General features: G+C 70.3%; 23 protein-coding genes. 8 read left to right on the top strand and 15 right to left on the bottom strand.

Annotated elements, in window-relative coordinates; all coding sequences use genetic code 11:
• Positions 1-57: 57 nt before the first annotated feature.
• On the top strand, positions 58-1,545 hold the full coding sequence (locus tag ABDJ40_RS11320) for a carboxypeptidase M32 (protein WP_347609710.1): 1,488 nt from the start codon (positions 58-60) through the stop codon (positions 1,543-1,545).
• A 143-nt stretch (positions 1,546-1,688) separates the two neighbouring features.
• Here ABDJ40_RS11320 and ABDJ40_RS11325 read toward each other — a convergent pair whose 3' ends face one another.
• The 3 genes from ABDJ40_RS11325 to ABDJ40_RS11335 all read right to left on the bottom strand — a co-directional run bounded on the left by ABDJ40_RS11325 (position 1,689) and on the right by ABDJ40_RS11335 (position 4,675).
• A complete protein-coding gene (locus ABDJ40_RS11325; protein WP_347609712.1) occupies positions 1,689-2,312 on the bottom strand; it encodes a DUF642 domain-containing protein in 624 nt (207 codons plus the stop codon).
• 157 nt (positions 2,313-2,469) lie between these two features.
• Positions 2,470-3,789: a patatin-like phospholipase family protein gene (locus ABDJ40_RS11330; protein WP_347609714.1), complete on the bottom strand. Its 1,320-nt coding sequence runs from the start codon at positions 3,787-3,789 to the stop codon at positions 2,470-2,472.
• Positions 3,790-3,943: 154 nt separating this feature from the next.
• Entirely contained in the window at positions 3,944-4,675 is a 732-nt protein-coding gene (locus ABDJ40_RS11335) for a phasin family protein (protein ID WP_347609716.1), read from the bottom strand.
• A 286-nt stretch (positions 4,676-4,961) separates the two neighbouring features.
• Here ABDJ40_RS11335 and ABDJ40_RS11340 point away from each other — a divergent pair, with 286 nt between their 5' ends.
• The gene (locus ABDJ40_RS11340; protein WP_347609718.1) at positions 4,962-6,956 is read left to right on the top strand and encodes an SDR family oxidoreductase; all 1,995 of its coding nucleotides are present in this window, start codon (positions 4,962-4,964) and stop codon (positions 6,954-6,956) included.
• Between the two features lie 254 nt (positions 6,957-7,210).
• Here the strand turns inward: ABDJ40_RS11340 and ABDJ40_RS11345 are convergent, their stop codons facing one another.
• From ABDJ40_RS11345 to ABDJ40_RS11360, 4 genes are all read right to left on the bottom strand, one after another.
• A complete protein-coding gene (locus ABDJ40_RS11345; protein ID WP_347609720.1) occupies positions 7,211-8,446 on the bottom strand; it encodes a type III secretion system effector protein in 1,236 nt (411 codons plus the stop codon).
• Positions 8,447-8,964: 518 nt separating this feature from the next.
• Positions 8,965-9,501: a hypothetical protein gene (locus tag ABDJ40_RS11350; RefSeq protein WP_347609722.1), complete on the bottom strand. Its 537-nt coding sequence runs from the start codon at positions 9,499-9,501 to the stop codon at positions 8,965-8,967.
• A gap of 89 nt (positions 9,502-9,590) precedes the next feature.
• The gene (locus ABDJ40_RS11355) at positions 9,591-10,076 is read right to left on the bottom strand and encodes a hypothetical protein (RefSeq protein WP_347609724.1); all 486 of its coding nucleotides are present in this window, start codon (positions 10,074-10,076) and stop codon (positions 9,591-9,593) included.
• A gap of 13 nt (positions 10,077-10,089) precedes the next feature.
• Positions 10,090-10,431 (bottom strand): YciI family protein, encoded by a 342-nt coding sequence (locus ABDJ40_RS11360; RefSeq protein ID WP_347609726.1) that lies wholly within the window; start codon positions 10,429-10,431, stop codon positions 10,090-10,092.
• Between the two features lie 243 nt (positions 10,432-10,674).
• On the opposite strand from ABDJ40_RS11360, the gene ABDJ40_RS11365 reads away from it, so the two are divergent.
• Complete coding sequence (locus ABDJ40_RS11365) at positions 10,675-11,940, top strand: hypothetical protein (RefSeq protein WP_347609728.1); 1,266 nt, start codon at positions 10,675-10,677, stop codon at positions 11,938-11,940.
• Between the two features lie 36 nt (positions 11,941-11,976).
• On the opposite strand, the gene ABDJ40_RS11370 is transcribed toward ABDJ40_RS11365, so the two are convergent.
• Positions 11,977-12,594, bottom strand: coding sequence for a YdeI/OmpD-associated family protein (locus tag ABDJ40_RS11370; protein ID WP_347609730.1), 618 nt, complete (start codon positions 12,592-12,594; stop codon positions 11,977-11,979).
• Positions 12,595-12,688: 94 nt separating this feature from the next.
• On the opposite strand from ABDJ40_RS11370, the gene ABDJ40_RS11375 reads away from it, so the two are divergent.
• The 3 genes from ABDJ40_RS11375 to ABDJ40_RS11385 are packed head-to-tail and all read left to right on the top strand — an operon-like array spanning position 12,689 to position 16,017.
• Positions 12,689-13,099: a GntR family transcriptional regulator gene (locus ABDJ40_RS11375; RefSeq protein WP_347609732.1), complete on the top strand. Its 411-nt coding sequence runs from the start codon at positions 12,689-12,691 to the stop codon at positions 13,097-13,099.
• A 35-nt stretch (positions 13,100-13,134) separates the two neighbouring features.
• Positions 13,135-14,136, top strand: coding sequence for an ABC transporter ATP-binding protein (locus ABDJ40_RS11380; RefSeq protein ID WP_347609734.1), 1,002 nt, complete (start codon positions 13,135-13,137; stop codon positions 14,134-14,136).
• A gap of 12 nt (positions 14,137-14,148) precedes the next feature.
• Positions 14,149-16,017, top strand: coding sequence for a hypothetical protein (locus ABDJ40_RS11385; RefSeq protein WP_347609736.1), 1,869 nt, complete (start codon positions 14,149-14,151; stop codon positions 16,015-16,017).
• A 169-nt stretch (positions 16,018-16,186) separates the two neighbouring features.
• On the opposite strand, the gene ABDJ40_RS11390 is transcribed toward ABDJ40_RS11385, so the two are convergent.
• Together ABDJ40_RS11390 and ABDJ40_RS11395 are read right to left on the bottom strand one after the other, a co-directional pair.
• A complete protein-coding gene (locus ABDJ40_RS11390) occupies positions 16,187-17,566 on the bottom strand; it encodes an MBL fold metallo-hydrolase (RefSeq protein WP_347609738.1) in 1,380 nt (459 codons plus the stop codon).
• A gap of 299 nt (positions 17,567-17,865) precedes the next feature.
• Entirely contained in the window at positions 17,866-18,900 is a 1,035-nt protein-coding gene (locus tag ABDJ40_RS11395; RefSeq protein ID WP_347609740.1) for a zinc-binding alcohol dehydrogenase family protein, read from the bottom strand.
• A 105-nt stretch (positions 18,901-19,005) separates the two neighbouring features.
• On the opposite strand from ABDJ40_RS11395, the gene ABDJ40_RS11400 reads away from it, so the two are divergent.
• Both ABDJ40_RS11400 and nudC read left to right on the top strand, forming a co-directional pair.
• Positions 19,006-19,983: a LysR family transcriptional regulator gene (locus ABDJ40_RS11400; RefSeq protein WP_347609743.1), complete on the top strand. Its 978-nt coding sequence runs from the start codon at positions 19,006-19,008 to the stop codon at positions 19,981-19,983.
• A gap of 28 nt (positions 19,984-20,011) precedes the next feature.
• Positions 20,012-20,860 (top strand): NAD(+) diphosphatase, encoded by an 849-nt coding sequence (gene nudC / locus ABDJ40_RS11405; RefSeq protein WP_347609745.1) that lies wholly within the window; start codon positions 20,012-20,014, stop codon positions 20,858-20,860.
• A gap of 3 nt (positions 20,861-20,863) precedes the next feature.
• Here nudC and ABDJ40_RS11410 read toward each other — a convergent pair whose 3' ends face one another.
• From ABDJ40_RS11410 to ABDJ40_RS11430, 5 genes are all read right to left on the bottom strand, one after another.
• Positions 20,864-21,790, bottom strand: coding sequence for a penicillin-binding transpeptidase domain-containing protein (locus ABDJ40_RS11410; RefSeq protein WP_347609747.1), 927 nt, complete (start codon positions 21,788-21,790; stop codon positions 20,864-20,866).
• Between the two features lie 69 nt (positions 21,791-21,859).
• Entirely contained in the window at positions 21,860-23,365 is a 1,506-nt protein-coding gene (locus ABDJ40_RS11415; RefSeq protein WP_347609749.1) for a hypothetical protein, read from the bottom strand.
• A gap of 67 nt (positions 23,366-23,432) precedes the next feature.
• Positions 23,433-23,972, bottom strand: a complete 540-nt coding sequence (locus ABDJ40_RS11420; protein WP_347609752.1) for a cysteine hydrolase family protein — start codon at positions 23,970-23,972, stop codon at positions 23,433-23,435.
• Positions 23,973-23,981: 9 nt separating this feature from the next.
• Positions 23,982-24,200, bottom strand: coding sequence for a SlyX family protein (locus tag ABDJ40_RS11425; protein ID WP_347609754.1), 219 nt, complete (start codon positions 24,198-24,200; stop codon positions 23,982-23,984).
• Between the two features lie 99 nt (positions 24,201-24,299).
• Entirely contained in the window at positions 24,300-24,635 is a 336-nt protein-coding gene (locus tag ABDJ40_RS11430; RefSeq protein WP_347609756.1) for a cupin domain-containing protein, read from the bottom strand.
• Positions 24,636-24,673 lie beyond the last annotated feature (38 nt).

A 24,673-nucleotide genomic window follows, 5' to 3' on the forward strand; every position in this document is an offset into this window, starting at 1 on the left:
GAAACGCCCTTTCATGAATGACGAGGGCCACCGCGCCCTCGGACAAGAGACAAGACCATGAGCAAGACCGCCTACGAATCGCTGTGCGCCCGCCACGTGCGCATCTACCGCCTCTCCCATCTCCAGTCGATCGCGTCCTGGGACCAGTCCGCCAACATGCCGGCCAAGGGCAACGAGGCCCGTTCGCTGGCCCTGGCCGAGATGGGCGGCCTGCTGCACCAGCTGGCCACGGAGCCCGCGCTCCAGGGCCTGCTGGAAGCTGCCGCGCAGGAGCCGCTGGACGAGATCGAGCGCGCCAATCTGCGCGAGATGCAGCGCGCCTGGCGCGCCAGCAATGCGCTGCCGCAGGCGCTGGTCGAGGCCAAGAGCCTGGCCAATTCGCGCTGCGAGCACGCCTGGCGCAGCCAGCGCCCCGCCAACGACTGGGCGGGCTATGCCGAGAACCTGCGCGAGGTCGTGCGCCTGGCCCGCGAGGAGGCACGCTGCCTCTCGGCGGTGACAGGTCTTGCCCCCTACGACGCCCTCATGGACCAGTACGAGCCCGGCATGCGCTCGGCCGAGGTGGACCGCGTCTTCGGCGACCTGCGCCAATGGCTGCCCGGCCTGATCCGCGACGTGCTGGAGAAGCAGTCGCGCGAGGCCGTGACCCGCCCCGTGCCGCCCTTTTCGCTGGCCGCCCAGAAGGCCCTGGGCCATGACGCCATGCAGCTGATGGGCTTCGACTTCGAGGCCGGCCGCCTCGACGAGAGCGCCCACCCCTTCTGCGGAGGCGTGCCCGAGGATGTGCGCATGACCACGCGCTATCGCGAGGACGACTTCCTGCCCAGCCTGATGGGCACCATCCACGAAACCGGCCACGGCCGCTACGAGCAGAACCTGCGCCGCGAGTGGCTGGGCCTGCCCATCGCCAATGCCCGCTCCATGGGCCTGCACGAGAGCCAGAGTCTGTCCTTCGAGATGCAGCTGGGCAGCCATCCCGGCTTTGCCGGCCTGCTGCGCCCGCTGCTGCAGAAGCACCTGGGCGATCAACCCGCCTTCGAGGTCGGCAACCTGAACCGCCTGCTGACCCGTGTGAAGCCGGGCTACATCCGTGTCGATGCCGACGAGGTCACCTATCCGGCCCACGTGATCCTGCGCTATGAGATCGAGCGGCCGCTGATCGAGGGCCAGATCGAGGTGGACGACATCCCTGCGCTGTGGGACGCCAAGATGCAGGAGCTGCTGGGCCTGGACACCCGCGGCAACTTCAAGGACGGCCCGATGCAGGACGTGCACTGGGGCGCCGGCCTCTTCGGCTACTTCCCCTGCTACACCCTGGGCGCCATGTATGCCGCGCAGTTCTTCGCCGCCATGCGCCGCGAGACACCGGACCTCGACGCCCGCATCGCCCGCGGCGAGCTGGGCCTGGTCTTCGAATGGCTGCGCAGCCGCATCTGGATCGAAGGCAGCCGCTGGGAGACGCCCGAGCTCGTGCGCCGTGCCAGCGGCGAGGCGCTGAACCCGGCCCACTTCCAGGCCCATCTGCGCGCGCGCTATCTCGGCTGAGGGCGTCGCACCCACCAACAAGAAGAGGCCCCGGGGGGCCTCTTCTCGCTTCTTCTAATGGAACAGCCGCGCGGGGCGGCAGGGTGGCGGGCTCAGGCCCGCTCGGTTCTTCAACGACGTCGCTTCTTGAATTCGTTCCGGGCTCAGGCCTTGCGGCGGCGTGCCACGAACAGGGCGCCAGCGGCCATGGCCAGCAGGGCCACGCTGCCGGGCTCGGGCACGGTGCTCTTGGCGGCGGCCGGGGGCAGCTGAGTGACGGACACGGCGTCCAGCGAGGTGCCCATGCCGTCAGAAGCGCCGGTGGCGCCCAGGCGCAGGGTGGTGCTGGTGCCGGTGGCCACGAAGTCCAGGTCGAACTGGGTCCAGCTGGTGATGGTGTTCTTGCCGACCACGCCATCGAGGGCGGCGACCTGCCAGCTGATGCCGTTGCTGTTGGCGCCCACCTGGTCGGGGCGGTTGGCCCACATGAAGCTCAGGTGGTAGGTCTGGCCGATGATGGTCGTGAAGTTCTGGGAGATCCAGCTGTTGCGGCTGGTGTCCAGCTCCACGAAGTTCAGGCCGGCGTAGGCCGAGCCCGCCACGTTGTTGCGGATCTCGACGTTCTGCGGGCCGACGGTCCAGCCGCTCAGGCTGCCGTAGGTGCCCCAGCTGCCGTTGGCCAGCGAGACGGACTCGAAGCTGCCATTGCTGATCAGGTTGATCGGCGTGGCCTGGGCCAGCAGGGAGACGGCGCTCAGGCCGAGGGCGATGAGGAACTTCTTGGACACGGTTTGAACTGCTGAAGGAGCACCGGCGGCGCGATGACGCCATTGTTCTTTGGGCGGGGCCTCGGCGCCCCCCCTCTGACTGTGGGGTCAGGCCGTGCGGGGTGTGAAGCCCGTCACGCGGGCTTCGACTTTCGGCGTCCGGCGTTCCTCGCTCAGCTCAGGGCGCGCGCACGCCGTGCCGTGCCTCGAGCAGGCTCAGGGTCTGATCCAGGCGTGCCATGGCCAGCGAGCAGCGGCTCGGCGGCTTGAGTGCGCCCGGTACTAGTTCACGCTTGCTGTCGCAGAGCCGGTCGACGCGCAGGGTCAGGCCGTGGCGCGCCAGCTTGGGGGTCAGGTCTTGCGCGCGTTCCAGCAGCTGGCGGCGCGTGGCCTGGTAGGCGTGCTCGGCCAGGTGGCGCCGCTGCGAATAGCTGAAGGTGTTGGCCATGAAGAGCTCGGCATCGCGCTTGCTGGGCTCGAAGAGCAGGATGTCGGTGTCGGGGTGGCTGCGGGCATAGCCCTTCATGCCCAGCTCCAGGCGCGAATGGATCAGCGATCGCAGGGTCTGGGACAGCACCACGGGCAGGCCGCCATCGACCAGGCGCGGGATGCGCTGCCCCTTGGGCCGCGCGCTTCGGTGCGGCTCGTGCTCCTGCACCCCCGGCTCGCCCTCGTAGGGCACCAGCGGGTTCAGGCACAGCAGCAGGTCCAGGCCTTCCTTCAGCAGCACGGAGGCGTGGATCGTCTTCTTGAGCGCACCGTCCACGTAGTAGCGGCCGTCGATCTCCACCGGCGGGAAGAGGCCGGGCAGGGCGGCGCTGGCCTGCACGGCCTTGGAGACTGGCACGTGGTCCCAGCCGGGCAGGCCGAAGGGCACGGCCTCGCCGCTGTCCAGGTCGGTCGCGACCAGGACCAGGCGGTGGCGCAGCGCGCGGAAGTCGTCACTGCGGCCGGGCCGGCTGAACTGCGCGTGCAGCTGCTCGGCCAGGGCTTCGCCGGACAGCAGACCCGCCGGCAGGGCACGGCCCAGGCGCTCGAAGGCGCCTAGCACGGAGCGGCCCTGCACCACGGTCTGCCACAGCGCCGTGCCGACCAGGCCGGGCACGGTGCGCAGGCGGCGCCAGTATTCGTCCCAGGCCGGATGCAGCAGGACGGAGGGGTCGAAGGTGTCGGGCGAGCGGGCGCTGTTCTCGATGAAGGCCTCCGAGAGATCGCGCGGCGAGAGCCCGTTGATCAGGCCCGCGGCGATGAAGCCGCCGGCGCTGACGCCGATGTAGCTGTCGCAGTTGCGCAGGTCCAGGCCATCGATGGATTCCTCCAGCGCACACAGGGCGCCGATCTCGTAGATGGCGCCCAGCGGGCCGCCGCCGGCCAGCGCCAGGCCGATGCGCGGACCGCCCTTGGGCTGGTCAGCCCGCCGCCGCCGGGGCGCCGCGGAAGCGGCAGGGGCCTCTGTGGTGCTGCGCGTCGAGGGGCGGGGGCGGGAACGGGCGTTCATGCGGTGGCGGATCCTGTTTGTCTCGCTCAAGAAATGGACAAGCCGCCTCGGTGGGCCTCGCCCCGATCGATCGGGACTGGCGCGAGGCGGCTGGTCACGGGCGCTCTGGAGGCGCCTTGCGGGCCCCGCTCAGGCGAGGCCTCTGCGTTCAGGCTCAGGCCTGGACGGCTTCGGCGGCCGGGGCTGCCGGAGCCGGGGCGGCGGGCTTGGCCGCGGCCTTGCGAGCCGCAGGCTTGGCGGCCGACTTGAAGACAGCCTTCTTGGCGGCCGGCTTTGCGGCAGGCTTCGCGGCCGGCTTTGCGGCGGTCTTCTGGGCAGCAGGCTTCGCAGCAGCCTTGGCAGCGGGCTTCGCAGCAGCCTTCACGGCCTTCTTGGCGGCCGGCTTTGCGGCGGGCTTGGCAGCAGCCTTGGCCGCCGGCTTCGCAGCGGGTGCCTTCTTGGCCGACTTCTTGGCCGGGGCGATGCCCACGGCGGCGCTCAGCGCGTCGATGCGGGCGATCAGCTGCTCCACATCCTTGCTGCTGGGCACGCCCAGGCGGTTCAGGGCGCGGGCCACGCGTTCCTCGAAGATGGTCTCCAGCTTGTCCCAGTGCTGGCCGGCCTTGGCGCCGACTTCACCGGCCATGCCGCTCATCTTGTTGGCCACGGCGCCGAGCTTCTCCTCAGCAGCGGACTGGGTCTTCTTCTGCAGCTTCATGCCTTCCTTCACCAGGGTCTCGAAGACCTTGCCGCCTTCGCCCTGTGCCTTGGAGAAAGCGCCCAGGCCGGCGGCCCAGATCTGCTGTGCGGAATCCTTGATCGTCTGGGCCACCTGGTTGTCCAGCAGGCCGGCGGGCAGTGCACCACCGAAAGCGCTGTTGGCGGAGGCCTTGTTCTTGGCAGCCATTTTCTGCAGCTTCTTGACCATTGTTGAGTCCTTTTCTTGAGGTGGAACTACGCGAGAGTCGCTGAAACTTTCCACGCGGCATTGTCGCGCCAGCGCAGGCCCTCCAGCAGGGATGGAACCACTATAGGCCCCGCCACCCTGCGGTGCTCACCCAATCCTAGTGTGCGGTCTCTATGCTCTAGAGTCGGCCCTGGGGAAAGCGCGCAGCGGTGAAACCCGGGGTTTGGACAAGAATCGTCCGACCCTCTGCCTCCCACAGGCCAACCAAGAACACAGGAGAGACACGATGCAGTACTTCGTCACGGGCGCCACAGGCTTCATCGGCAAGCGGCTGGTCAGGAAGCTCCTGGCACGGCGCGGCAGCACGGTGTACTTCCTGCTGCGCGAGGAGAGCCGCGACAAGCTGCCCGAGCTGCTGGCCTACTGGGGCGTCAGCAAGAACCGGGCGATCCCGGTCTTCGGGGACCTCACCGGGCGCAAGCTGGGTGTCAGCAACGAGGACATCAAGAGCCTCAAGGGCCAGATCGACCACCTCTACCACCTCGCCGCGGTCTACGACCTCAAGGCCGACGAGGACAGCCAGGTTCGCACCAACATCGAGGGCACGCGCAACATGCTGGACTTCGCCGCGGCCATCGACGCCGGGCATGTGCACCATGTGTCCTCCATCGCCGCGGCCGGCCTCTACGAAGGCGTGTTCCGCGAAGACATGTTCGACGAGGCGGAAAACCTCGACCACCCCTACTTCATGACCAAGCACGAGAGCGAGAAGCTCGTGCGCAAGGACTGCAAGAAGCCCTGGACCGTCTACCGCCCCGCCATGGTCGTGGGGGACTCGCAGAGCGGCGAGATGGACAAGGTCGACGGCCCCTACTACTTCTTCAAGCCCATCCAGCGCCTGCGCCAGATCCTGCCGCCCTGGATGCCCTCCATCGGCCTGGAAGGGGGCCGCGTCAACATCGTGCCCGTGGACTACGTGGTCAACGCGCTCGACCACATCAGCCACCAGGTGAAGGCCGGCGGCGGCTGCTACCACCTCGTGGACCCGGTGGGCTACCGCGTGGGCGATGTGCTGGACATCTTCTCCAAGGCCGCGCACGCCCCCAAAATGAACCTCTTCGTCAATGCCGCCCTGCTGGGCTTCATTCCGAAGAGCGTCAAGAAGGGCCTGATGGCGCTGGCGCCGGTGCGCCGCATCCGCCACGCCGTGATGAAGGACCTCGGCCTGCCCGAGGACATGTTCAACTTCATCAACTACCCCACGCGCTTCGACAGCCGCGAGACCGAGAAGGCGCTCAAGGGGTCAGGTATTGCCTGCCCCAACCTGCATGACTACGCCTGGCGCCTGTGGGACTACTGGGAGCGCCACCTCGACCCGGACCTCTTCATCGACCGCAGCCTCAAGGGCGCGACCGGCGGCAAGGTCGTGCTGGTGACGGGCGGCTCCTCGGGCATCGGCCTGGCCGCGGCCAAGAAGTTCGCCGAGGCCGGTGCCATCACCATCATCTGTGCCCGTGACGAGGGCAAGCTGGACGAGGCGGTGAAGGAGATCCGCGAGCACGCCGGCAAGGGCGCGCAGGTGCACAGCTATTCGGCCGACATCGCCAGCGAGGAGAGCTGCGCCGGCATGATCACCTGGATCAACGAGAACTTCGGCGGCGTCGACTTCCTGATCAACAACGCCGGCCGCTCCATCCGCCGCGCCATCGAGTCCAGCTACGACCGCTTCCACGACTACGAGCGCACCATGCAGCTGAACTACTTCGGCTGCCTGCGCGTCACCATGGGCCTGCTGCCGGGCATGGTCGCGAAGAAGAAGGGGCATGTGGTCAACATCTCCAGCATCGGCGTGCTGACCAATGCGCCGCGCTTCTCGGCCTATGTGGCCTCCAAGGCTGCGCTGGACGCCTGGACCCGCTGCGCCTCCAGCGAGTACGCGGATCTGGGCATCACCTTCACCACCATCAACATGCCCCTGGTGCGCACGCCCATGATCGCGCCCACCAAGATCTACAACAACGTCCCGACCCTGGCCCCCGAGGAAGCCGCGGACATGATCGCCCAGGCCTGCATCGCCAAGCCCGTGCGCATCGCCACCCGCCTGGGCATCACCGGCGAGCTGCTGCATGCCCTGATGCCCCGCGTGGCCCAGATCGTGATGAACACCAGCTTCCGCATGTTCCCCGACAGCGACGCAGCCAAGGGCGAGAAGGGCGGCAAGCCGCAGCTGTCGCCGGAGGCGATTGCGCTGCAGCAGATGATGCGGGGCATTCATTTCTGAGCTGAGGCCGCCAGGGAGCCGGGCTGGGCCCCTGGATCGCCGGACGCTGGCCGCAGCCCCTGGCTGAGGCCATCAGTCAGACAGGGCCCCTCTCGTCTGTCACTCCAAGGGTGTGGTCTGCTGATCCGCGCCGAGCCGCAGCGCAAGCCGTTCGGCTTCTGGCGAGGCCAGCGCCTGCGCGCCATCGAGCCCCGGCAGAGGCCTGGCGGCAAGTACGGGGCTGGCAGGCCAGCCCCTGCGCCCTTGCGTTTTCCTCAGGAGCGGAAGTGCCGCCAAGCGGCATAGCCCAGGCCCCCCAGGGCCAGGGCTCCCAGGCCAGCCATCAGGCCGGTCCAGAGGCCGTGCCCCTGCGCTTCGGCGTTCAGTTCCCGCCGGGATTTGGCCGTATGGCCTTCCCGCGCCCGCAGGCCATGATCGGCCCTCAGCCGGTTCTCCGTGGGCCCCACTCCCGTGGAGATGGTGCGCTGTTCCTCGAGGTTCCCCCAGTGCGCCAGCGGGGTGCCATGTGCATAGTCGTCGGGGTTGCCCGGATCCCGTTCGTTGCGCTTGTCGTGCAGGGCGTGCACCAGTTCATGGCCCAGCACGATGTGGGCGGGGGCGACCACCAGGTCGGTGTTGACGCCCGCATGGTTGAGGTTCTCGCTGTCCCGGAGTCCACGAAGCACCCGCAGATTGGTGCCATGGGGGGCCTGGGAGGCGGCGGCGGGCTCGTCGGCATCCTGGCTGCGGAAGTCCGCGCGGCTTTCGTCCAGGAAAGGCATCATGGCCTGATGCCGCCGATCGATCTCCTCCTGCTGCTCCTCGGTGGCAATCTGCCCATTGTTCGTGGCCGCCATGATTTCCATGTAGCGGGTGCGCACCCCCGCAAAGGCCCTGCGGTTGGCTTCCCGCTGGACCTGTTCCTCCTCAGACAGGCGCTCCGTCGGGTTCACGTTGATGTAGTAGGGCTCAGCCTCCTCGCCGTCCGGCTGCTGGCGCAGTTCTTCCACCAGTTCGCGCCCATGCCTTCGAGACATCAGGCGGGCGAAGTTGGCGCGGATTTCCCGGTTGTCCCCTTCGTGTGCCTCGCCCTGCTCGAAGCGGATGGCCCCCAGGCCGCCCCGCACCTCGTTCCAGGCATCGTCCAGTCGTCCACGCTGGCCCTCGTCCAGGTCTTCCGCACTGAAGAGGCGGAGGTTGTGTGTGTGGACGTAGTCCACATGGTCTCGATGGGCCTCCTGGATCTCGTCCATGAGGTTGAGCATGTAGTCCCGGCGAGTGCCTCCGTTCTGGAGGTCCCCCATGGCACCCAGGTATGCGTACACCCCATGCTCCGCCCGGTCCAGGGCACTCGCCCGATGGTCGGAAAAGGCCTGATCGGTCTCGAACTGATCCCGGTCGAGCTGGTAGGCCTCCAGAGCATCGCGGATGGTGGCCAGCTGGGGCTCCGTTTCGAAGTTGCCACCTTGCCGGCCGATGCCTGCGGTGAAAGCCGGCCCCAGGCGGAGCAACTGGATCGGAGCCGTGGCGACGGCTGGGGCTTGGGAATCCGGGGCTGGTGCAAGCGCAAGCAGGTTCGCAGCCCGTCGAAACTGGGCGCTCACCCGTGGCGAGCCATGCATCTGCCTGATCCGGGCCTTCTCCTGGAGCGCCCTCGAACTGGTGTGGATGCCTGCCGCCAGCCCCCCTGAAGAATTGCTGCGTGTGGGAGCGGAGTCCTGCGCCTGGGGCCCGCCGTGAGTCGCGGGGCGCTGAGATTGGAGTTGGGCTTTCATGGAGTATCCACCGCCTGTCATGGGTTTTCGGTGCCGAGTGCTGGGCTGACCTCAGCAGGGGTCTGTGCGGGACACCACGGGCCTGAACCGCGCCCCAATCACGCCCCCAATCACGCCCCCAAGCAGGCTCCTCAGGACCCGGCCCACAACGCTGTCCGTGCGCCAAGCTCTGGCCGCCGTCTCCTGCCTACCACCCGCAAGACCTGACCCCGCGGCAGATGCCGGGGCGCCTGCCTCCGCAAGCCTATCCTCATTCAGCGAGCATGGCCACCTCCAGCCGCCTTCTCCGAGCGGGACTTCAGCGGCAGAAAGCCCTTCGGATCACCATCCCTCACGGCCCACCTCGCCGCAAAGCGCCGGCGCAGCTCCGCGAACTTCAGCGCGTTCTCCTCAAGGCAGGCGGCCGACGGCACGTAGGGCTTCCAGTGCGAGGGCGCACCCGGCGGGGGCGGCTGGGGCGGGCCGCCGGCGAGGTGCTCGGCGCCCAGCCAGTACTTGTCAGTCCAGGGGCCGTCCTGCGATTGCAGCTGGAACACCATGGGATGGCCTGGCCCGCCGATCCGCAGCATGAATCCGCCCATCGCCGTCTCGGACTCAAAGCGCAGGCCCAGGTCGATCGCGGCCTCGACCATCAGCAGCTGCGCCTGCTTCAGCGCCTGCTCGTCCGGGACGCGGAACTCGAAGGCGGCGCATCGGGTGAAGGGCCGGTCCTTTTGCAGCTCGCCAGGACGGGGCGCGCAAGCGGCGAGCACCAGCGTGGCGAGCGCCAGCCTCCAGGCTGCCCGAGGCATCGTCAACGGCGGGGTTGGAGGTGAGTGGCGCACGAGGTAGGACGGAATCGGCAATGGGGCGAGGAGCGTCGCGGCAGTACCCGCGGAGATCAGGCGGCCGGCGCCGCCAGACGCCTGGCCTTCGCCTCACTGATCACCTCGCCGCGCGGCCACTGCAAATAGGGCCGCAGCGTGAGCCGGTCGACCTCGCTCAGCGGCTGGCTCAGCGGCGCCGCAAGCGCACGTACCTGGGGCCAGGGCGCCTGCGCTGCCATTGCCGCATAGAACTGCATCAGCTTCGGCAGGTTCTCGAGAGCGGGGGCTGCCTCGAGCGGGCGCAGATCGCAGACGAAGGAGAACTGGAAGGTATTGCCCCGCTGTATCCATTCATCCCGCCGCCAGGCGTGGGCCGGATTCTCGTGGAGCATGAGGTTGACGATGTCCACACCCTTGGCTTCCGGCCCGCGGAGCTGATCCCGGATGGGCTTGAGGCGGCGCGCGAACCATTCTGCGAAACCCCAGTACGAGGCGGTCAGTGCCCGCTCACGCGCCTGCGAGTCGGGGTAGTAGTAGAGGCGGACGCTGGCAATGCTCATGGGCCGCAGTGTCTCAGCTCTCCGGGTCGTACCCAAAATCCCGCAGCTCCTGCGCACACCGGCAGGCGGCGGCGATCTTCGCGGACCACAGCAGGGCGGCTTCGCGCGAGGGCAGCTCCAGCACGCAGAAGCCGCCGTCGAGCTCCCTTGTCTGTGGGTAGGTCCCGGGGCTGACAGCCCCGTCCGGGGCGACCGTGACGGGCGCGACCGCCCCGTTGATGCCCCCACCGAACACATACACCCCCGCCGCCTTCGCCTCGCGGATGACCTGGCGCGCGGCTTCGCCGACGGCAGGCAGGTCCTCGGCTGGGACGGTCATGGCGGGGGAGGGGAAGGAGATCAGGTACTTGGTCATCGGGCGGTCCTCAGTCAGGGCCTGGTCGCCTCGGCGAAGCAGGGGGCGGTTGAACGTCAGGTGATGCGAGATTCTGGCTCGATCGATGGCGCCGGTGCACGCCCATGCCCCAGGGCCTGGGACTGCGTCCAGCGGGCCGCCAGCCCAGGCCGAGCCCTGTCACAAAAAATTGCAGCGCCCCCGCAGCCCCCCTGCTTCAATGCCACCGGACAACGCGGCGCCCTGCGTCGCACGGAGTGACAGATGCGAAGCAACAAGATCAAGCGGGCAGGGCAGGCCTGCCTGCTGGCCAGTTCCATGGCCCTGGCGGCCTGCGGCGGCGGAGGTGCCGAATCGCAGGCACCGAACCCCACACCGGCACCTGCTCCCACACCGGTCCCGGCACCCACTCCGACGCCGCTGCCCACGCCCACGCCCACGCCGACCCCAACCCCAACCCCAACCCCAACCCCAACCCCCGGCGCCGCCCCCCAGATCGCCGGCTGCGAGCTCTTCCCCGCCTCCGCCGTCTTCAACACCCGCATCGACGACCCGCAGCGCTTTCCGGTTCACGCCAGCAGCGCCACGTGGCTCGCCAGCATCGGCACCGCGCGGGCCTTCCATCCGGACTGGGGGACGAACGAGAACCCGCAGCAGACGGCCGACTACTACGGCATTCCCTACAACGTGGTGGACGGCAGCAGCCCGGCTGCCACGACGAGCTGGCCGACGGTGAACTTCAACCCGACCGACCCGCGCGCCGGCAGCGGTGACAGTGCGCCCGACGAGAGCGACTGCGCGGCGCCCGCCGTGAACGGCTACGCCCTGGTGCGCGACTGCACCACGCTGCCCGCGGCCAATCGGCGCTTTCCCTATCCGCGCGATGACCTGCTCAAGGCCGAAGGTGGCGCCTGCAACGATGCGCAGCAGTGCGGGGACCGTCATGTGCTCATCGTGGAGCAGGGCAGCTGCCGGCTGTGGGAGAGCTATGCCAGCTACGAGCTCGGCGGCCAGTGGTATGCCTACTCCACCGCTGCCTGGGACCTGAAGAGCCATGCCATGCGCCCCGACACCTGGACCTCGGGCGACGCCGCCGGCCTGCCCCTGCTGCCCCTGCTGGCGCGCGCCGCCGAGGCCAGCGCTGGCGACATCCGCCACGCCTTGCGCGTCACCCTGCGCGACAGCGTCATGGCCCGCAGCCACGTCTGGCCGGCCCGCCATCACGCCGGCGGCGACACCCCGGGCGGCGTGCCCTTCGGCGCGGTGCTGCGCCTGAAGGCCGGCTTCACGCTGCCCGCCTCCTGGAGCGCCCAGGCCAAGGCCCTGGCCCTCGCCATGCAGCGCTACGGCCTCTACGTGGCCGACATCGGCTCCGACCTCTACGTGCAGGGCGAGCCCAGCGCGCAGTGGCAGGACGCGACGATCTCGCAGCTCAAGACCCTCAGGGCCTCGGACTTCGAGTTCGTGGACATGGGCGCCATCACACGCGACAGCCGGTTCAAGGGGGACTCGTTCCAGGCGAGCTGGTGAGGGCGGCTTGACACAGGGCGGCCCCCGCTCCGCAGCTCAGCCCTTGTCCCGCGGCTTGAAGATGTGGACCGTCTCGCCGCGCGCCAGCATCGCCACCAGCTGGGCGATGCGCCGGGCGCGGGTCTCGGGCTTCACGGCGGTCTGGATGCGCCACAGCACGGCGTAGCGGCTGCTGGCATTGAGGGTTGCAAAGAAGGCCTGGGCATCTGGCGCGGCCTCGAGTGCCGCCAGCAGATCCTCGGGCACCGTGGATGTGCGCGCACCGTCATAGGCCCGCGCCCAGCGTCCATCCGCCTTGGCCGCCTCGACCTGCGCCAGGCCGGGGGCCTGCATGCGCCCGGCGGCGATCAGCGCGGCCACCTTCTCGACATAGACCTTGGACCAGATGCTGCGCGCGCGGCGCGGCGTGAAGCGCTGGAGATAGTGATGGTCGTCGAGGCTTTTCTTCTGGCCGTCGATCCAGCCCCAGCACAGGGCGATCTCCACGGCCTCGGCGTAGCTGACGCTGGGCTCATCGGCGCCCTTCTTGGCGATCTGCAGCCACAGGCCGCCGGACGTGGCGTGGTGCTTGCGCAGCCAGGTCTCGAAGGCCTTGGCATTCCCGAACAAGGCCGGTGAGGCAGGGGCTGTAAGAGCTGGCTTGGCGGCAGTCATGCCCTGCAGTGTGCCGCAAGGACGCTTGACGCCATTCGAGGCTTGTGCTGTACTATGAACACTAGTACAGTAAATACACCACAAGGAGCCGGCCATGCCACGCACCACGCCCTTGATGATCCAGATCGCCACCGGCGATCCGCGGCCTATCGCCAAGCAGATCGTCGATGGCGTGCGCCGCGCGATCGCTGCCGGTGAGCTGGAGGTCGGCCAGCAGCTGCCCAGCGTGCGCGGGCTTGCGATGCAATTGATGATCAACCCCAACACCGTCGCCAAGGCCTATGGCGAGCTGGCCGCGGAGGGCTGGCTGGAGGCACGCCAGGGCCTGGGCCTCTACGTCGCCGCGCCGCGCCAGCGGCTCAGCAAGGGCGAGCGCGAGCGGCGGCTGGACGAGGCGGTGCAGCGCTTAGTCAATGACGTCATCGGGCTGGACTTTCCTCCTGCGACCGTGCTGTCCCGCGTGGAGCAGGAACTAGCGCCGCTGGCCGCCAAGAAGTCCGCCTGATCCCTGGGCCCTTGCCTCCTCCACAGGAGAAATCCATGAATGCCATGTCCGAACAGGCGCAGCTGCGTCTCGTCGAATCGCCCGCATCGGCGGGGGCCGACGGGCCATCCGCGGGCCTGATCGCCCCCGCCTCGCCAGACTACGTGATCGAGACCGAGCGGCTGTGCCTGCACTACGGCCGCAAGCGTGCGCTGCACGAATTGAGCCTGAAGGTGCCGCGCGGCCATATCCACGCCATCGTCGGTGCCAACGGTGCAGGCAAGTCCTCGCTGTTCCGTGTGCTGCTGGGTTTCCAGTCGCCCAGCTCCGGCAGCGCACGCGTGCTGGGGGTGGCGCCCGAGGCGCTGACGTCTGCACATCGCGCGCACATCGGCTACGTCAACGAGGAACACACACTGCCCGACTGGCTGCGCGTGGCCAATGCCGTGGCCATGCAGCAGCGCCAGTACAGGGGCTGGGACGAGGCCCGCTACCGTGAGGTCGTCGGCAACTTCCACATCGATCCCGGCCAGCGCATCAGCGAGCTCTCACGCGGCGAACGCGCCGGCCTGAGCCTTGCGATGGCGCTGGCGCAGTCGCCCGATCTGCTGATCCTGGACGAGCCCACCCTGGGCCTGGACGTGGTTGCCAAGAGAGCCTTCCTGGAGGCGCTGATGTTCTGCAATCTGCAGGGCGCCTGCACCATCGTCTACTGCTCTCACCAGATGGAGGAGATCGAGCGCGTGGCCGACAACCTCATCATCCTGGAGCGCGGCGAGCTCAAGCACATGTCTGCACCCGACGACTTCTGCGAGCGCGTGCAGCTGTGGGTTGCGGACATCCCCTTCGCGGCGCCGTCGCAGCTGCGCGAGCTGCCGGGCCTGCTGCAGCTGCAGAAGATCGACGGCCTCACTCACTGCCTGGTGTTCGAGCAGGGCGAGGATTTCGGCGAGCACCTCACCCGGCTGGGCGCGCGCTCCGCAAGGCCGATGCCGGTCGGGCTCGACCGGGCGGTGAATGCCTTCCTGTCCCGCAATCACGCGGCGCCCCAGCACTGAATCGAGGCCCCCATGTCCATCAACCGAGACCTGTTTCTGGGCGAGCTGCGGCGTTTCCGTCTGCTCGCCGCCCTGCTGGCCGGTGCGCACCTGCTGGTGCTGCTGTTCCTCAACCGCATGACCGACATGCAGCAGCAGCCGCATGAGGTCGAGCGACTCTTCATGGCGGTCTACATGGCCGGCGCCTTTTCGCTGGGGCTCTACCAGCTCGGCGTCTACCGGCGCCCCTCGCGCTGGCTGTGGCTGTTGCACCGGCCGCTGCCGCATCGCGCGATCTGCTTCTCCATTGTGGCCGCAGCAGCTGTGCTGCTGCTGGTCGCCGTGGCGCTGCCCCGCCTGCTCATGCTGGCCGGTGTGGACTTGCTGACACCGCGGCTCGTCGATTCACACCACTACCTGATGCCCCTGCACGCCTGGGTGCTGGCCTGCACGGCCTGGGTCGCCGGGGTGTGCACGGTGCTGAGCCCGCGACCCCTTGCCATCGTCGTGGCCATCGTCCCTGTCTGGCTGATGTGGTCCTTCGCGGAAAGCCTTCCGCTGCTGATGCTGGAGATCGCGGGCCTCGTCTGGCTGCTGGCGGTCGCGGTTTCCCTGTTCAAGCCTGATCGCGAAGCTCCGGTGCGCCATCCGCTGCTCGTCGTGCTGGGTGCATTGCCGCTGCAGATCGGCATCGGCTATGCCCTGGTGGTGGCGGCCATAGGCTATGAGTTCGTGCTGATGTTTGCTGGCATGCATTCGCTCAACATGCCGGTGCCGCCAGCGGGGGGCTACACCGAGTCGCAGCGCATGGAGCCGCGTGAGCTGCTGGCGGCGTTGCTCAAGCTCAGCGCCGACCCACGGGCGCCGGCCTGGTCCGAGGCCCTGGCCCGGGCTGATGGGCCCCAGGCGCCCGAGTTGGAGTTCACGCGGCTGCGGGAGTATCCGGTGCGCCACCAGGCCTACCAGCGGCGGCCCCTCCAGTGGGTGGACGACAAGCGCCACATCGAATGGACCTTCAGCCACGATGACCTGCTCTTCCACGGCCACGACACCCGCAGTGGCCGGGCGCAGGGCCACTGGGGTGTGGGTGGGGCCGGGGATCTGACCCCGTTCCCCGCCGTGCCGCTGGTGATTGAGCAGCGTTTCCTGCTGACGAGCGACCGGCTCTATGCCATCGACCGTCCCAGCCAGACCAGCAGGGAGGTGCTGCGCCTGCCGCCTGGCGAGGTCTTCATCGCGCCCCCGGTCTTCGAGCCGGACGGCGCACACCTGATCGTGGTCAGCAGCGGCGGCCTGCGCGTCCATGCCCTGGCGCAGGGCCGGGCCGGTGCGCCGCTGGTTCAGCTGCAGCTGCCAGGACTGCCCTTCGTGCAGCCGATGCATACCAGCAGCGGCCACGGCAGCCTCTCGCGGCTGGATCACGTCAAGCTGGGCGAGGGTTGGCTCTTCGGCCTGACCTTCGGCGGCTTCTACAACGGCGACGCGATCCGCCAGCTGCTGGTCCATGCCGGGCCCGAGGGGCAAGGCGAGGTCATCGCCAGTCGCGCGATCAGCGGCGACTTCGACATGCTCTACGAGAACGTCGGCTGGTGGCTGTCGCCGCTGCAGTACGCGGTGCGCGAGCTGCCCCATCTGCTGGACGAGGGCCGGACCCTGCCGCCGGAACTGCTGCCGGCGCGCCCCCCGGTGGCCGTTGCCGCGGCCCTGGCGCTGCATGGCCTGGCGCTGCTGCTGGCACTCTGGTGGCTGCAAGGCACGCCGCTGCCGGCCCGCCGCCGTGCGCTGTGGCTGCTGATGGTGGTGCTGGGCGGCCTGCCCGCCGCGCTGAGCCTGCTGCTGCTGGAGCGCCGCCTGGCCCCGCGTCCAGCGAAGGCGGTGCAGGCCGGGCCGCAGCCGGCCTGAGTGCCCGGCGGCCCGACGACACGGCGGAGGCCTGTCAGGCCCGCCGGCGTCTTGTCCTTGCTGCAGACCCCTGCACAGCCCGGGCTCAGGCACGGTCGGCATCGCCCGCGACGTCGTCCCGGGCACGATGCGGCCGAGCGCTTGCCCGCGCCCTGGACCGCCACGTGCCTCAGGACGGGCGTTGTCGAAGTTGCAGCGAGCGCTGCAGATCGGCGGAATCGGCAGCGCGCCCATGCACGCCCAGCACCCGCAGCGGATCCAGCCCGGCCTGCCTGAGCGCCTGCTGCAGCTCCTCGGCACCCTCGAAGGCCGGTGGCACCGGCCCCTGCTCGGGGACGTAGAACAGGTCGCCGTGGAAGACCGAGCGGCTGGCGTCGTCCCAGGCCACCAGCATGTCCTCGGCATGGCTGCTCGTGACAGGCAGCAGGCGCAGGGCCCGGCCGCCCAGCTCGATCGCCTGGGTCTGCCGGACCTCCTCGGCGCGCTCGGCCTGCGCGGCACCGTGCTGCCGGGCCAGCGCCTGGCGACCGCCCTGGCCCACGAAGAGCCGGGTGCCTTCCTCCAGGTAGGCGGGCAGGCCCGCGGCATGGTCGCGATGCCCGTGCGAGAGCACCACCGCGGCGATGGGCAGGCCCGGCGCGGTGCGCTCGATCAGGGCGCGCACCCGGGTGCCTTCCTCGCGGCTCACGGGCGTGTCAAAGACCACCACGCCCTGGCGGCCGACGATGAAATGGTTGTGGTAACGCGAGGCCAGGCCCTCGACGCGGTAGACGCCCGGCGCCAGGCGTTCGGCGCGCAGCTCGCCGGCAGGCGCCTGGGGCTCGTAGCCTGCGGGCAGGGGCGGGCGCGTGCTGGACGCCTCCACGGCAGCGGGCGGCTGCAGCTGCCAGCGCTGAATGCGCCGCTCGCCGTTGAAGATCTCGATCTCGGCGGGCTGCAGGCCGCGCTCGTCATGGCTGCTCAGGTAGACGTAGCGCAGCGGCCCCTGCCGCACCTCCAGCAGCCGGCCCTGGGCGCCGGACCAGCGCAGCTGCAGCTCACGGCCGGCCGGGTCGCGCAGGGTCTGCTGCCAGGTGCCCTGTTGCTCCTGCACCGGCGTCAGGGGCGTGGACTGGCGCAGCAGCTCGGCGGGCATCCACAGCAGCTGGTCGGCCAGATGCTCGCGGGCCGCCTTGGCGTCCACGGGCTGGATGGCGGTGCCGTCCCGCCAGCCCAGGAGGTCGATCCGCTGCGCGCCCTGGGCATCGCCGGCCTCCCGGTAGCGGAACACGATCTCGCCGGGAAAGCGGTTCTCGGTCTCCAGCCGGAAGTGCCCGTCCCGGGCCAGCCAGAGCGTCTGCCGCGCCGGCACCGGCACGGTGGCCTCCCCCGGATGCGCCGCCTGCTCCCGCGCCAGGAGCTCGCCCTGCATCTGCAGGAGCCAGGCCTCTGCCTCGGCCCCCGGCGCGGCACGGGCCGCCCCCATGGCGGCAAGCCCCAGGGCCAATGCCAGGCGCCGCCGGCTTGATGGGCGCGAACTCGCGGCGCTGCGCGAGGGGCGAGTTGTCATGGTGATCCTCCCTGAATGGTCCGCGCAGTGTCGCGGCCCCGTCCCACCCTTCAGAAAGTCATGCCGGCGCCCACCCATCCTGCCGAGCCCTGCCTGCCCCGTGCCTCCACCCTTGCAAGCGATCCGGCCGATCCGCTGCAGCAGGACCGAGAGCGCCCGGCGCCCCCCGCATGGCGCCCTGACCCAAGAGCGCCCGGCGCAGCCGGCGCTCGCCCCGCGCGACACCCGAGGGTCCGGCTCCGCCGGCCCTACGGGTGTGCCCCCCTGGGGGGGCGGCCGCAGGCCGTAGGGGGGGAGCATCAATACTTTAGGACCAGCTTGCCCTGCGTATGCCCACTCTCCAGGCGCTCATGCGCCAGCTTCAGGTGCTTGGCATCCACGGGTCCCAGCACCTCGCTGAGCGTGCTCTGCAGCTGGCCGGCGTCGGCCCATTGGGCGAGCTGGGCCAGCAGGCGGCCCTGCTCGGCGATGTCGTGGGTCTGGTGCAGGGGGCGCGCGAACATCATCTCCCAGTGCAGGGACAGGGCCTTGCCCTTGAGCAGCATGACGTCCAGGGCGCCGGGTTCGAAGTCGTCGATCATGGCCAGGCGGCCCTGGGGCTCGATGAGCGCGATGAAGTCCGCGAAGTGCTGGGGCGTGTGAGAGAGGCTCGCGATGTGGCGCACCGGCGGCAGGCCCTGCGCCTGCAGGGCGGCGAGCTGCGGGGCCAGGGGCTGGCGGTGGTCGATCACGTGGTGGGCGCCCAGGGCCTTCAGGCGCGCGACCTCTCCGGGGCGCGAGCCGGCATCGCCCAAGGTGGCGACCACCGTGAGGTGCGGCTGCTTGCGCGCCAGCTGCAGCAGGATGGAGCCCACGCCGCCGGCCGCGGCCGTCACCAGCACGCTCACCGGGCGCTCGGGCGTCTGCTGCACCTGCAGGCGGTCGAAGAGCAGCTCCCAGGCGGTGATGCCGGTGAGGGGCAGGGCGGCGGCCTGGGCGTCGCTCCATTGGGCCGGCGCGTGGGAGGCGATCCGATGGTCCACGGTCTGCATCTCGGCGTAGCTGCCCGGGCGGTTGATCTCGCCGGCCCACCAGACGCGGTCGCCCACGGCAAAGCCCTGCACCTCGGCGCCCAGGGCGCGCACCACGCCCACGCCGTCCCAGCCCAGGATCTGGGCCTGGCCGTCGGGCGAGGGGCGGCGCTGGCGCACCTTCACGTCCACCGGGTTGACGGCGATGGCACGCACCTCGACCAGCAGGTCCTTGGGGCCCGGCTGTGGCTCGGGCAGGGTGAGGTCGATCAGGGACTCGGGCGCGCTGATGGGCAGGGACTGGTAGTAGCCGACGGCTTTCATGAAGGACTCCTGGTTTGGCTTTGCCCGCCACGACGGTGGGCATGACCGTGACTGTGCGGTCCGGATGACTTTCAAACCAGCGGCTCTGGCATCATTCACTTTCAAATGCAGATTGAAAATACATCCGAACTCCGCCTGCTGGTGGAATGCGCCCGCCGCGGCAGTCTCAGCGCCGCCTCGCGGGAGATGCAGCTGAGCCCCGCCGCCGCCAGCGCCATGCTCAAGCGCCTGGAGGCACGCCTGGGCGTGCGGCTCATGGAGCGCAGCACGCGCGCCCTGCGCCTCACCGCCGCGGGTGAGCAGCTGCGGGACTACGCCCAGCGCGCCCTGGAGCTGCTGGACGAGGGCCTGGCCCAGGTCAGCGAGGCGCCGCTGAGCCTCAAGGGCAAGGCGGGTGAGCGGCTGCGCGGGCGCATCCGGCTGAGTGCCTCCAGCGACCTCACGCGCCAGTGGGTGCTGCCGATGCTGCAGGACTTCATGGCCCGGCACCCGGCGGTCGAGCTGCACCTGAGCGTCAGCGACTCCCTGCAGGACATCTACAAGGACGAGATCGACGTCGCCTTGCGCTACGGCCAGCTGCCGGACTCCAGCCTGGTCGCGCGGCGCCTGGCCCTGGTGCGCCGCCAGGTCGTGGCCAGCCCGGACTACCTGAAGCGCGCCGGCACGCCGCGCCAGCTGGAGGACCTGGCGGCGCATGACTGCATCACCTTCCGCATCCGCAACCGCCACGAGCGGGCCTGGCGCCTGCGGCCCGCCGAGACGCCCGAGGCCGAGCCGGTGAGCGTGCCCGTGCAGGGCCGGCTCAGCACCGACGACGGCGAGATCGCCCACCGCTGGGCGCTGCAGGGCCAGGGCCTGATCTACAAGAGCGAGCTGGACGTGCGCCGCGCCCTGATCGATGGGCAGCTGGTGCAGGTGCTGCCCGGCTGGCTGGGGGACGAGCTGCCCCTGCATGCGGTGATGCCCAGCCAGCGCTTCCTGCCCCAGCGGGTGCGGGCCTTGGTGGACCACCTGGTCGAGGGCTTTGCGGCCCTGCCGGCCCCGCGCGCGCCACGCGCACGCCGGCGCAGCGGCCCGGCCTGATTGCCTCTACAGTGCGGGCATGACACGCATGGACGACACCCCAGGCTTCATCCCCGGCATCGAGGCGCCGGCCACGCCCAGCGCGCAGGGCTGGCATCTGGTCTTCGTGGAGGGCCAGCTGCTGATCCACACCGAGAGGCAAGGCCTGACCCCGCAGCCGGATGCCTTCACCACGCCCGCGGAGCGCCACTACCTCGGCCGGCTGGACGGCCTGGATTGCTGGACCCAGCATGCCAGCTCGGTGCCCGAAGGCTGGGAGCCCCAGGGCCTGCGGGCCGCGATGATGCAGATGGACGCCGCCCTGCTGCAGCTTGCCGGCCGCGCCGCCCAGGTGATGGAGTGGGACCGCGCGCATCGCTTCTGCGGCGCCTGCGGCACGCCCACCGAGCGCCAGGCGCAGGAACGCGCGCGGCGCTGCCCGTCCTGCGGTCATGTGTCCTATCCCCGCATCAGCCCGGCCATGATGGCCCTGGTGTGGCGCCGGCATCAGGGGCGGCCGCAGCTGCTGCTGGCCCGCTCGCCGAACTTCAAGCCCGGCTTCTACAGCGCGCTGGCCGGCTTCGTGGAGGCCGGTGAATCGCTGGAGTCCTGCCTGCACCGCGAGGTGGCCGAGGAGGTGGGCGTGCGGGTCCGCGGGCTGCACTACTACGCCAGCCAGAGCTGGCCCTTCCCGCACAGCCTGATGTTGGCCTTCCGCTGCGAGTGGGCGGGCGGCGAGATCCGCGAGCAGCCCGGCGAGATCGAGCATGCCGACTGGTTCGACCTCGACGCCCTGCCGGGCCTGCCGCCGCGCTTCAGCATCGCCGGCCACCTGATCGGCGACACCATCGCCTGGCTGCAGGCGGAAGGCGACCTGGCCCCGCCTGGCCAGGCCTGAGCCTCAGTCCAGGCAGCCCTGCGCCTGCAGCGTCTGGCGCGCCAGACGCTCGCGGTGCGGGCCCAGCTGGCGGATCAGCTCATGCTGCGATGGCGGCTTGCTGCCCGCGGGCAGGGACTTGGGGTCGACCTGCATGTCCATATTGAGTGCGAAGAAGCAGCGGCCGGTGCCGTTGCGGCGCTCGGTCCAGCCCACGAACCAGCCCAGCTCCACCGGGCCGCTGCCGTCCCAGCCGGTCTTGGCAAAGAGGCGCCAGCCCGGCGTCTCCTCTCGCAGGAAGACGCGGCGGGCGACGGTCTCGGTGCGCTCGCTGATGGGCAGGCGGTGCTCGGCGAAGCGGCGCAGGAACTCGACCTGCTGCACGGCGGTGATGCGCAGGTCGCCGTCCAGCCAGTAGCTGTCGTGCCGGGGGCCGGCCACGGCATTGCCGTAGCGCCAGGCCCAGAGCCGCGACTGAAGGCCTTCGGCGCCGACCTTGCGGGCGATCTCCTGATGGACCCATACCGCGGAGAAGCGGAAGGCGGTCTGCAGGGTCTGGTCCTGGTTCCAGTCCTCGTTCCAGCGCTTCTGGCCGTCCCACTTGAAGACCTGGGTCTCGTCCTGCGCCACGCCGGCTTCCAGCGCGATCAGGGTGTTGGGGATCTTGTAGGTGGAGGCCGGGCGGAAGGCCTGGTAGGCACGGCGGGCATCGGACACCGTCCAGCGCTGGGCCTGCTCGTCGTAGAGCACGAACACGCCGTGTGTGCCCAGGGCGCGGAAGCCCTGGTCCAGCTCGGGGGCGATGCGGAACTGCTCGGCGGCGCCGGCCGAGGCCGTGCCGGCGTACAGGGCCAGGCTCAGGGTGACGACTGCGGCACAGGCGGTGAGTGCAGCAGAGGCTGCGGATGCGGCCAGCGCGGGAAGGGCGCGGCGGACGGCGGGGAAGCTCATGAAATCTCCTCGTGGATGGGAGATGCCAGTGTGTCTGCGGGCACCTGGCGTGTCAGTGCCAATGCGGCGTTACGCTTGTTGCGCGGGCAGGCCCAGGGCGGCCAGCAGCTGGTGCGCCTCGCCCTCGTAGCGCTCGCGCTGGGATTGCGCCCGCAGCTTGCGGCCGTGGTGGCGGGCCTGCTGCACCAGCTCGGCGGCGCACAGGGCATCGCCCTCGCGCCAGGCATGGCGGGCCCACAGCAGCAGGAAGGCGCAGCGCTGCTCGGCCGGCAGCTGGGAGTGCAGGCGCCGGCAGGCCTCCCAGCGCTCGGCGGCCAGGCTGCGGAAGCTGTCACCGGCCAGGGGCAGGCCCTCGGCCTCGGCGCGCTGCTGGGCCTGGGCAAAGCTCCAGCCCTGCTGCTCGGCGATGCGCAGCAGGAAGATGGTGTTGAGCAGCGAATGCCGGGCGAGGCCCCAGCGCTCGCAGACGCTCTCGCTGAGCAGCAGCCAGCCCCAGGCCTCGGCCCCGCGCTGCGGCGGCAGCAGGCCGGCGCCCTGCAGCAGGCACAGGGCATTGGCCAGGTTGGCGGCGCTGACCTGCAGCGCATCCGGCAGGCCGGCCAGGCTGGCCTGGCGCAGGGCCGCGGCGAGGTCCTCCAGTGCTGCGCCCGCCTGCTCGGGCGATGCCGCCTGCAGGGCCAGCTCGCGGCCGGCCATGCCGCGCAGATTGAGGTAGTCCACCAGCAGGCCGGCATCGAGGGCCAGGTCTTGCTCATCGAGCCGGGCGAGTTTCTGCAGGGCCACGGCGCTCTCGCCCAGGCTGCCATGGCAATGCCAGGCCTCCAGCACCACCAGGCGCCAGCCGATCTGCCGGGCCTGGCCCAGGGGCAGGCCGGGCTGCTCCAGGCCCTGGCGCAGGGTGCGCAGCTCCTGCTGCAGCGTGGCCCAGTCGCCCAGGCGGCGGGCGATGCGGGCGCGGCGCAGGCTCAGGGAGAGCTGGGCGGGCAGGTCGCCCGCGGGGGCGTGGTCCGTTGCCTGGGCCAGGGCCAGGCGGGCGGGGTAGAGCTCGCCGCGCTCCAGGGCCAGGTCGGCACGGGAGAGAGCCTGCACATAGGCCAGAGGCAGGGCCTGGCGGGCCAGGGTCGGGCTCGGCGCCGGGGCATCGGCCGGTGGCGGGTTCAGCAGGGCGAGCCAGGCCGCCCGGTCCATGAGCTCGTCACGGTACTGCCAGCGGCAGCGGGCCAGCAGGGTCTCGTCCAGCCAGAAGGGCCCGGCGGAGCGGGCGCCGTGACGGATCAGGCCGCGCAGGGGGCTGTCGTCCAGGGCCTGCAGGGCGCGCCACAGCTGGGTGCGGTGCAGCTCGGCGCGGTCGCCCAGGCGCTGCTGCAGGGCCTTGCGGCTGCAGGGCCGGGCCTCGCGGGCCTGCCCCTCGGCATGGGCCAGCAGCAGGGCGGCGAGCAAGCGGGGCAGCAGACGGTTGCGCAGGCGCCGGGGCGAGGCGGCGCCGGGGTCCAGCGTGAGCTGCTGGCTGTCGAGGGCGATGAGCAGCGGCGGGGCGCTGGCATCGGAAGCGGGAGGGCGGTTGTCGGGGCTCACGGCCGGATTGTGGGCCGGGTGCGCGGGCCGTCCGGGCTTCATGGGCCAGGGCCTTGCGTTACAGGCGTTACAGCGTCAGCTCGGCCGCCGGCAGGGCCCGGATGCGCGGACCGAAGCTGCTGATGCTGGGCAGGGTGGCGTTCTCGTGGGCCCGGATCTGCGCGCCGCCGGCATGGGGCTTGTCGTGGGTGGTGTGGGCGTCAGCCACCAGGGTGACCTCGAAGCCCAGGGCCGCTGAGCGCCGCACGGTGGTGTCCACGCAGAACTCGCTGGCGTAGCCGCAGACGGCGACATGGTCCACCCCCGTCTCGCGCAGGGCCGACTCCAGCGGGGTGCGCAGATAGGAGTCGGGCGTGGTCTTTGCGATGACCGTGTCGCTGGGCCGCGTCTGCAGCCCCTCGGCAAAGGCCCAGCCCGGCGAGCCGGCCTGCAGCACGCCCTGCGCGCTCTGGTGCTGGATCAGGAAGACGGGCAGTCCCTGGGCGCGGAAGCGTTCGGCCAGGGCATTGATGCGCTCGATCACGGCCGACGCCTCGAAGGGCGGCGGGTCGAAGAGGGCCTGCTGCACGTCGATGATCAGCAGGGCCTGCGGCGTGGGTGCGCTCATGGAGGGGCTTCAGTAATGGGGAGGGAGTTCGTCGCGCAGGTTGCGGGCAGGGCCGCCGGCGCTGTCGGGCATGCGGTCGCGCAGCTGCAGCAGCTCACGCAGCAGGACGTCGATCTGCTGCTGCTGGCGCACGATGACGCGGTTCAGCTCGTCGAGCATGTCCTCGGTGTAGGCGGCCTTGATTTCCAGCTCGGTGAGGCGCTGGTCATGGGGGTCTGGGTCTTGCATGGCGAGGGCATCCGGGGGCCGCCACAGGAGGCGGGCGGCCAGCCCACGCATTGTGCCCGGCTGGCGGCGCGGGCGCCGCAAGTCAAGGAGAGGCGGGCTTCAGCAGCCGCTGCGCAGCGCGATGGTCACCAGGCCGGAGGCGTCCTCCAGCGCGGTGACGCCATGCAGGGCATTGCGCTGCAGGAAGAGCAGCTGCCCGGGCGCCAGCACCTGGCTGTGGCCGTCCACGCTGACCTCCAGCCGGCCTTCCAGGCAATGGATGGTGATCTCGCCGGCCACCTTGTGCGGCGGCAGGGACTTGCCCTGCAGCAGCACCAGGTGGATCAGCTCCAGGTCCTGGGACTTGAACAGCGCGCTGGTCTTGGCGCCCTGGAGGCGGGGGCCCAGGGGCTGGACGGGCACCGGCTGGCCGGCGATGACATGCGTAAGGGCCATGAGCTGCTCCTTGGGGACGGACGAGGGCCAGTGTGGAC

It is taken from the genome of Roseateles flavus (genome assembly GCF_039872765.1).
Classification (GTDB): domain Bacteria; phylum Pseudomonadota; class Gammaproteobacteria; order Burkholderiales; family Burkholderiaceae_C; genus Roseateles_B; species Roseateles_B flavus.

Excerpts from the sequence above, each read along its gene's own strand:
- ABDJ40_RS11410 (WP_347609747.1), bottom strand. The coding sequence starts at position 21,790 with ATGAGCTTCCCCGCCGTCCGCCGCGCCCTTCCCGCGCTGGCCGCATCC.
- ABDJ40_RS11425 (WP_347609754.1), bottom strand. The coding sequence starts at position 24,200 with ATGCAAGACCCAGACCCCCATGACCAGCGCCTCACCGAGCTGGAAATC.
- nudC (WP_347609745.1), top strand. The coding sequence starts at position 20,012 with ATGGACGACACCCCAGGCTTCATCCCCGGCATCGAGGCGCCGGCCACG.
- ABDJ40_RS11370 (WP_347609730.1), bottom strand. The coding sequence starts at position 12,594 with ATGACTGCCGCCAAGCCAGCTCTTACAGCCCCTGCCTCACCGGCCTTG.
- ABDJ40_RS11430 (WP_347609756.1), bottom strand. The coding sequence starts at position 24,635 with ATGGCCCTTACGCATGTCATCGCCGGCCAGCCGGTGCCCGTCCAGCCC.
- ABDJ40_RS11390 (WP_347609738.1), bottom strand. The coding sequence starts at position 17,566 with ATGACAACTCGCCCCTCGCGCAGCGCCGCGAGTTCGCGCCCATCAAGC.
- ABDJ40_RS11355 (WP_347609724.1), bottom strand. The coding sequence starts at position 10,076 with ATGAGCATTGCCAGCGTCCGCCTCTACTACTACCCCGACTCGCAGGCG.
- ABDJ40_RS11375 (WP_347609732.1), top strand. The coding sequence starts at position 12,689 with ATGCCACGCACCACGCCCTTGATGATCCAGATCGCCACCGGCGATCCG.
- ABDJ40_RS11340 (WP_347609718.1), top strand. The coding sequence starts at position 4,962 with ATGCAGTACTTCGTCACGGGCGCCACAGGCTTCATCGGCAAGCGGCTG.
- ABDJ40_RS11350 (WP_347609722.1), bottom strand. The coding sequence starts at position 9,501 with ATGCCTCGGGCAGCCTGGAGGCTGGCGCTCGCCACGCTGGTGCTCGCC.
- ABDJ40_RS11400 (WP_347609743.1), top strand. The coding sequence starts at position 19,006 with ATGCAGATTGAAAATACATCCGAACTCCGCCTGCTGGTGGAATGCGCC.
- ABDJ40_RS11320 (WP_347609710.1), top strand. The coding sequence starts at position 58 with ATGAGCAAGACCGCCTACGAATCGCTGTGCGCCCGCCACGTGCGCATC.
- ABDJ40_RS11360 (WP_347609726.1), bottom strand. The coding sequence starts at position 10,431 with ATGACCAAGTACCTGATCTCCTTCCCCTCCCCCGCCATGACCGTCCCA.
- ABDJ40_RS11335 (WP_347609716.1), bottom strand. The coding sequence starts at position 4,675 with ATGGCTGCCAAGAACAAGGCCTCCGCCAACAGCGCTTTCGGTGGTGCA.
- ABDJ40_RS11380 (WP_347609734.1), top strand. The coding sequence starts at position 13,135 with ATGAATGCCATGTCCGAACAGGCGCAGCTGCGTCTCGTCGAATCGCCC.
- ABDJ40_RS11395 (WP_347609740.1), bottom strand. The coding sequence starts at position 18,900 with ATGAAAGCCGTCGGCTACTACCAGTCCCTGCCCATCAGCGCGCCCGAG.
- ABDJ40_RS11420 (WP_347609752.1), bottom strand. The coding sequence starts at position 23,972 with ATGAGCGCACCCACGCCGCAGGCCCTGCTGATCATCGACGTGCAGCAG.
- ABDJ40_RS11330 (WP_347609714.1), bottom strand. The coding sequence starts at position 3,789 with ATGAACGCCCGTTCCCGCCCCCGCCCCTCGACGCGCAGCACCACAGAG.
- ABDJ40_RS11385 (WP_347609736.1), top strand. The coding sequence starts at position 14,149 with ATGTCCATCAACCGAGACCTGTTTCTGGGCGAGCTGCGGCGTTTCCGT.
- ABDJ40_RS11365 (WP_347609728.1), top strand. The coding sequence starts at position 10,675 with ATGCGAAGCAACAAGATCAAGCGGGCAGGGCAGGCCTGCCTGCTGGCC.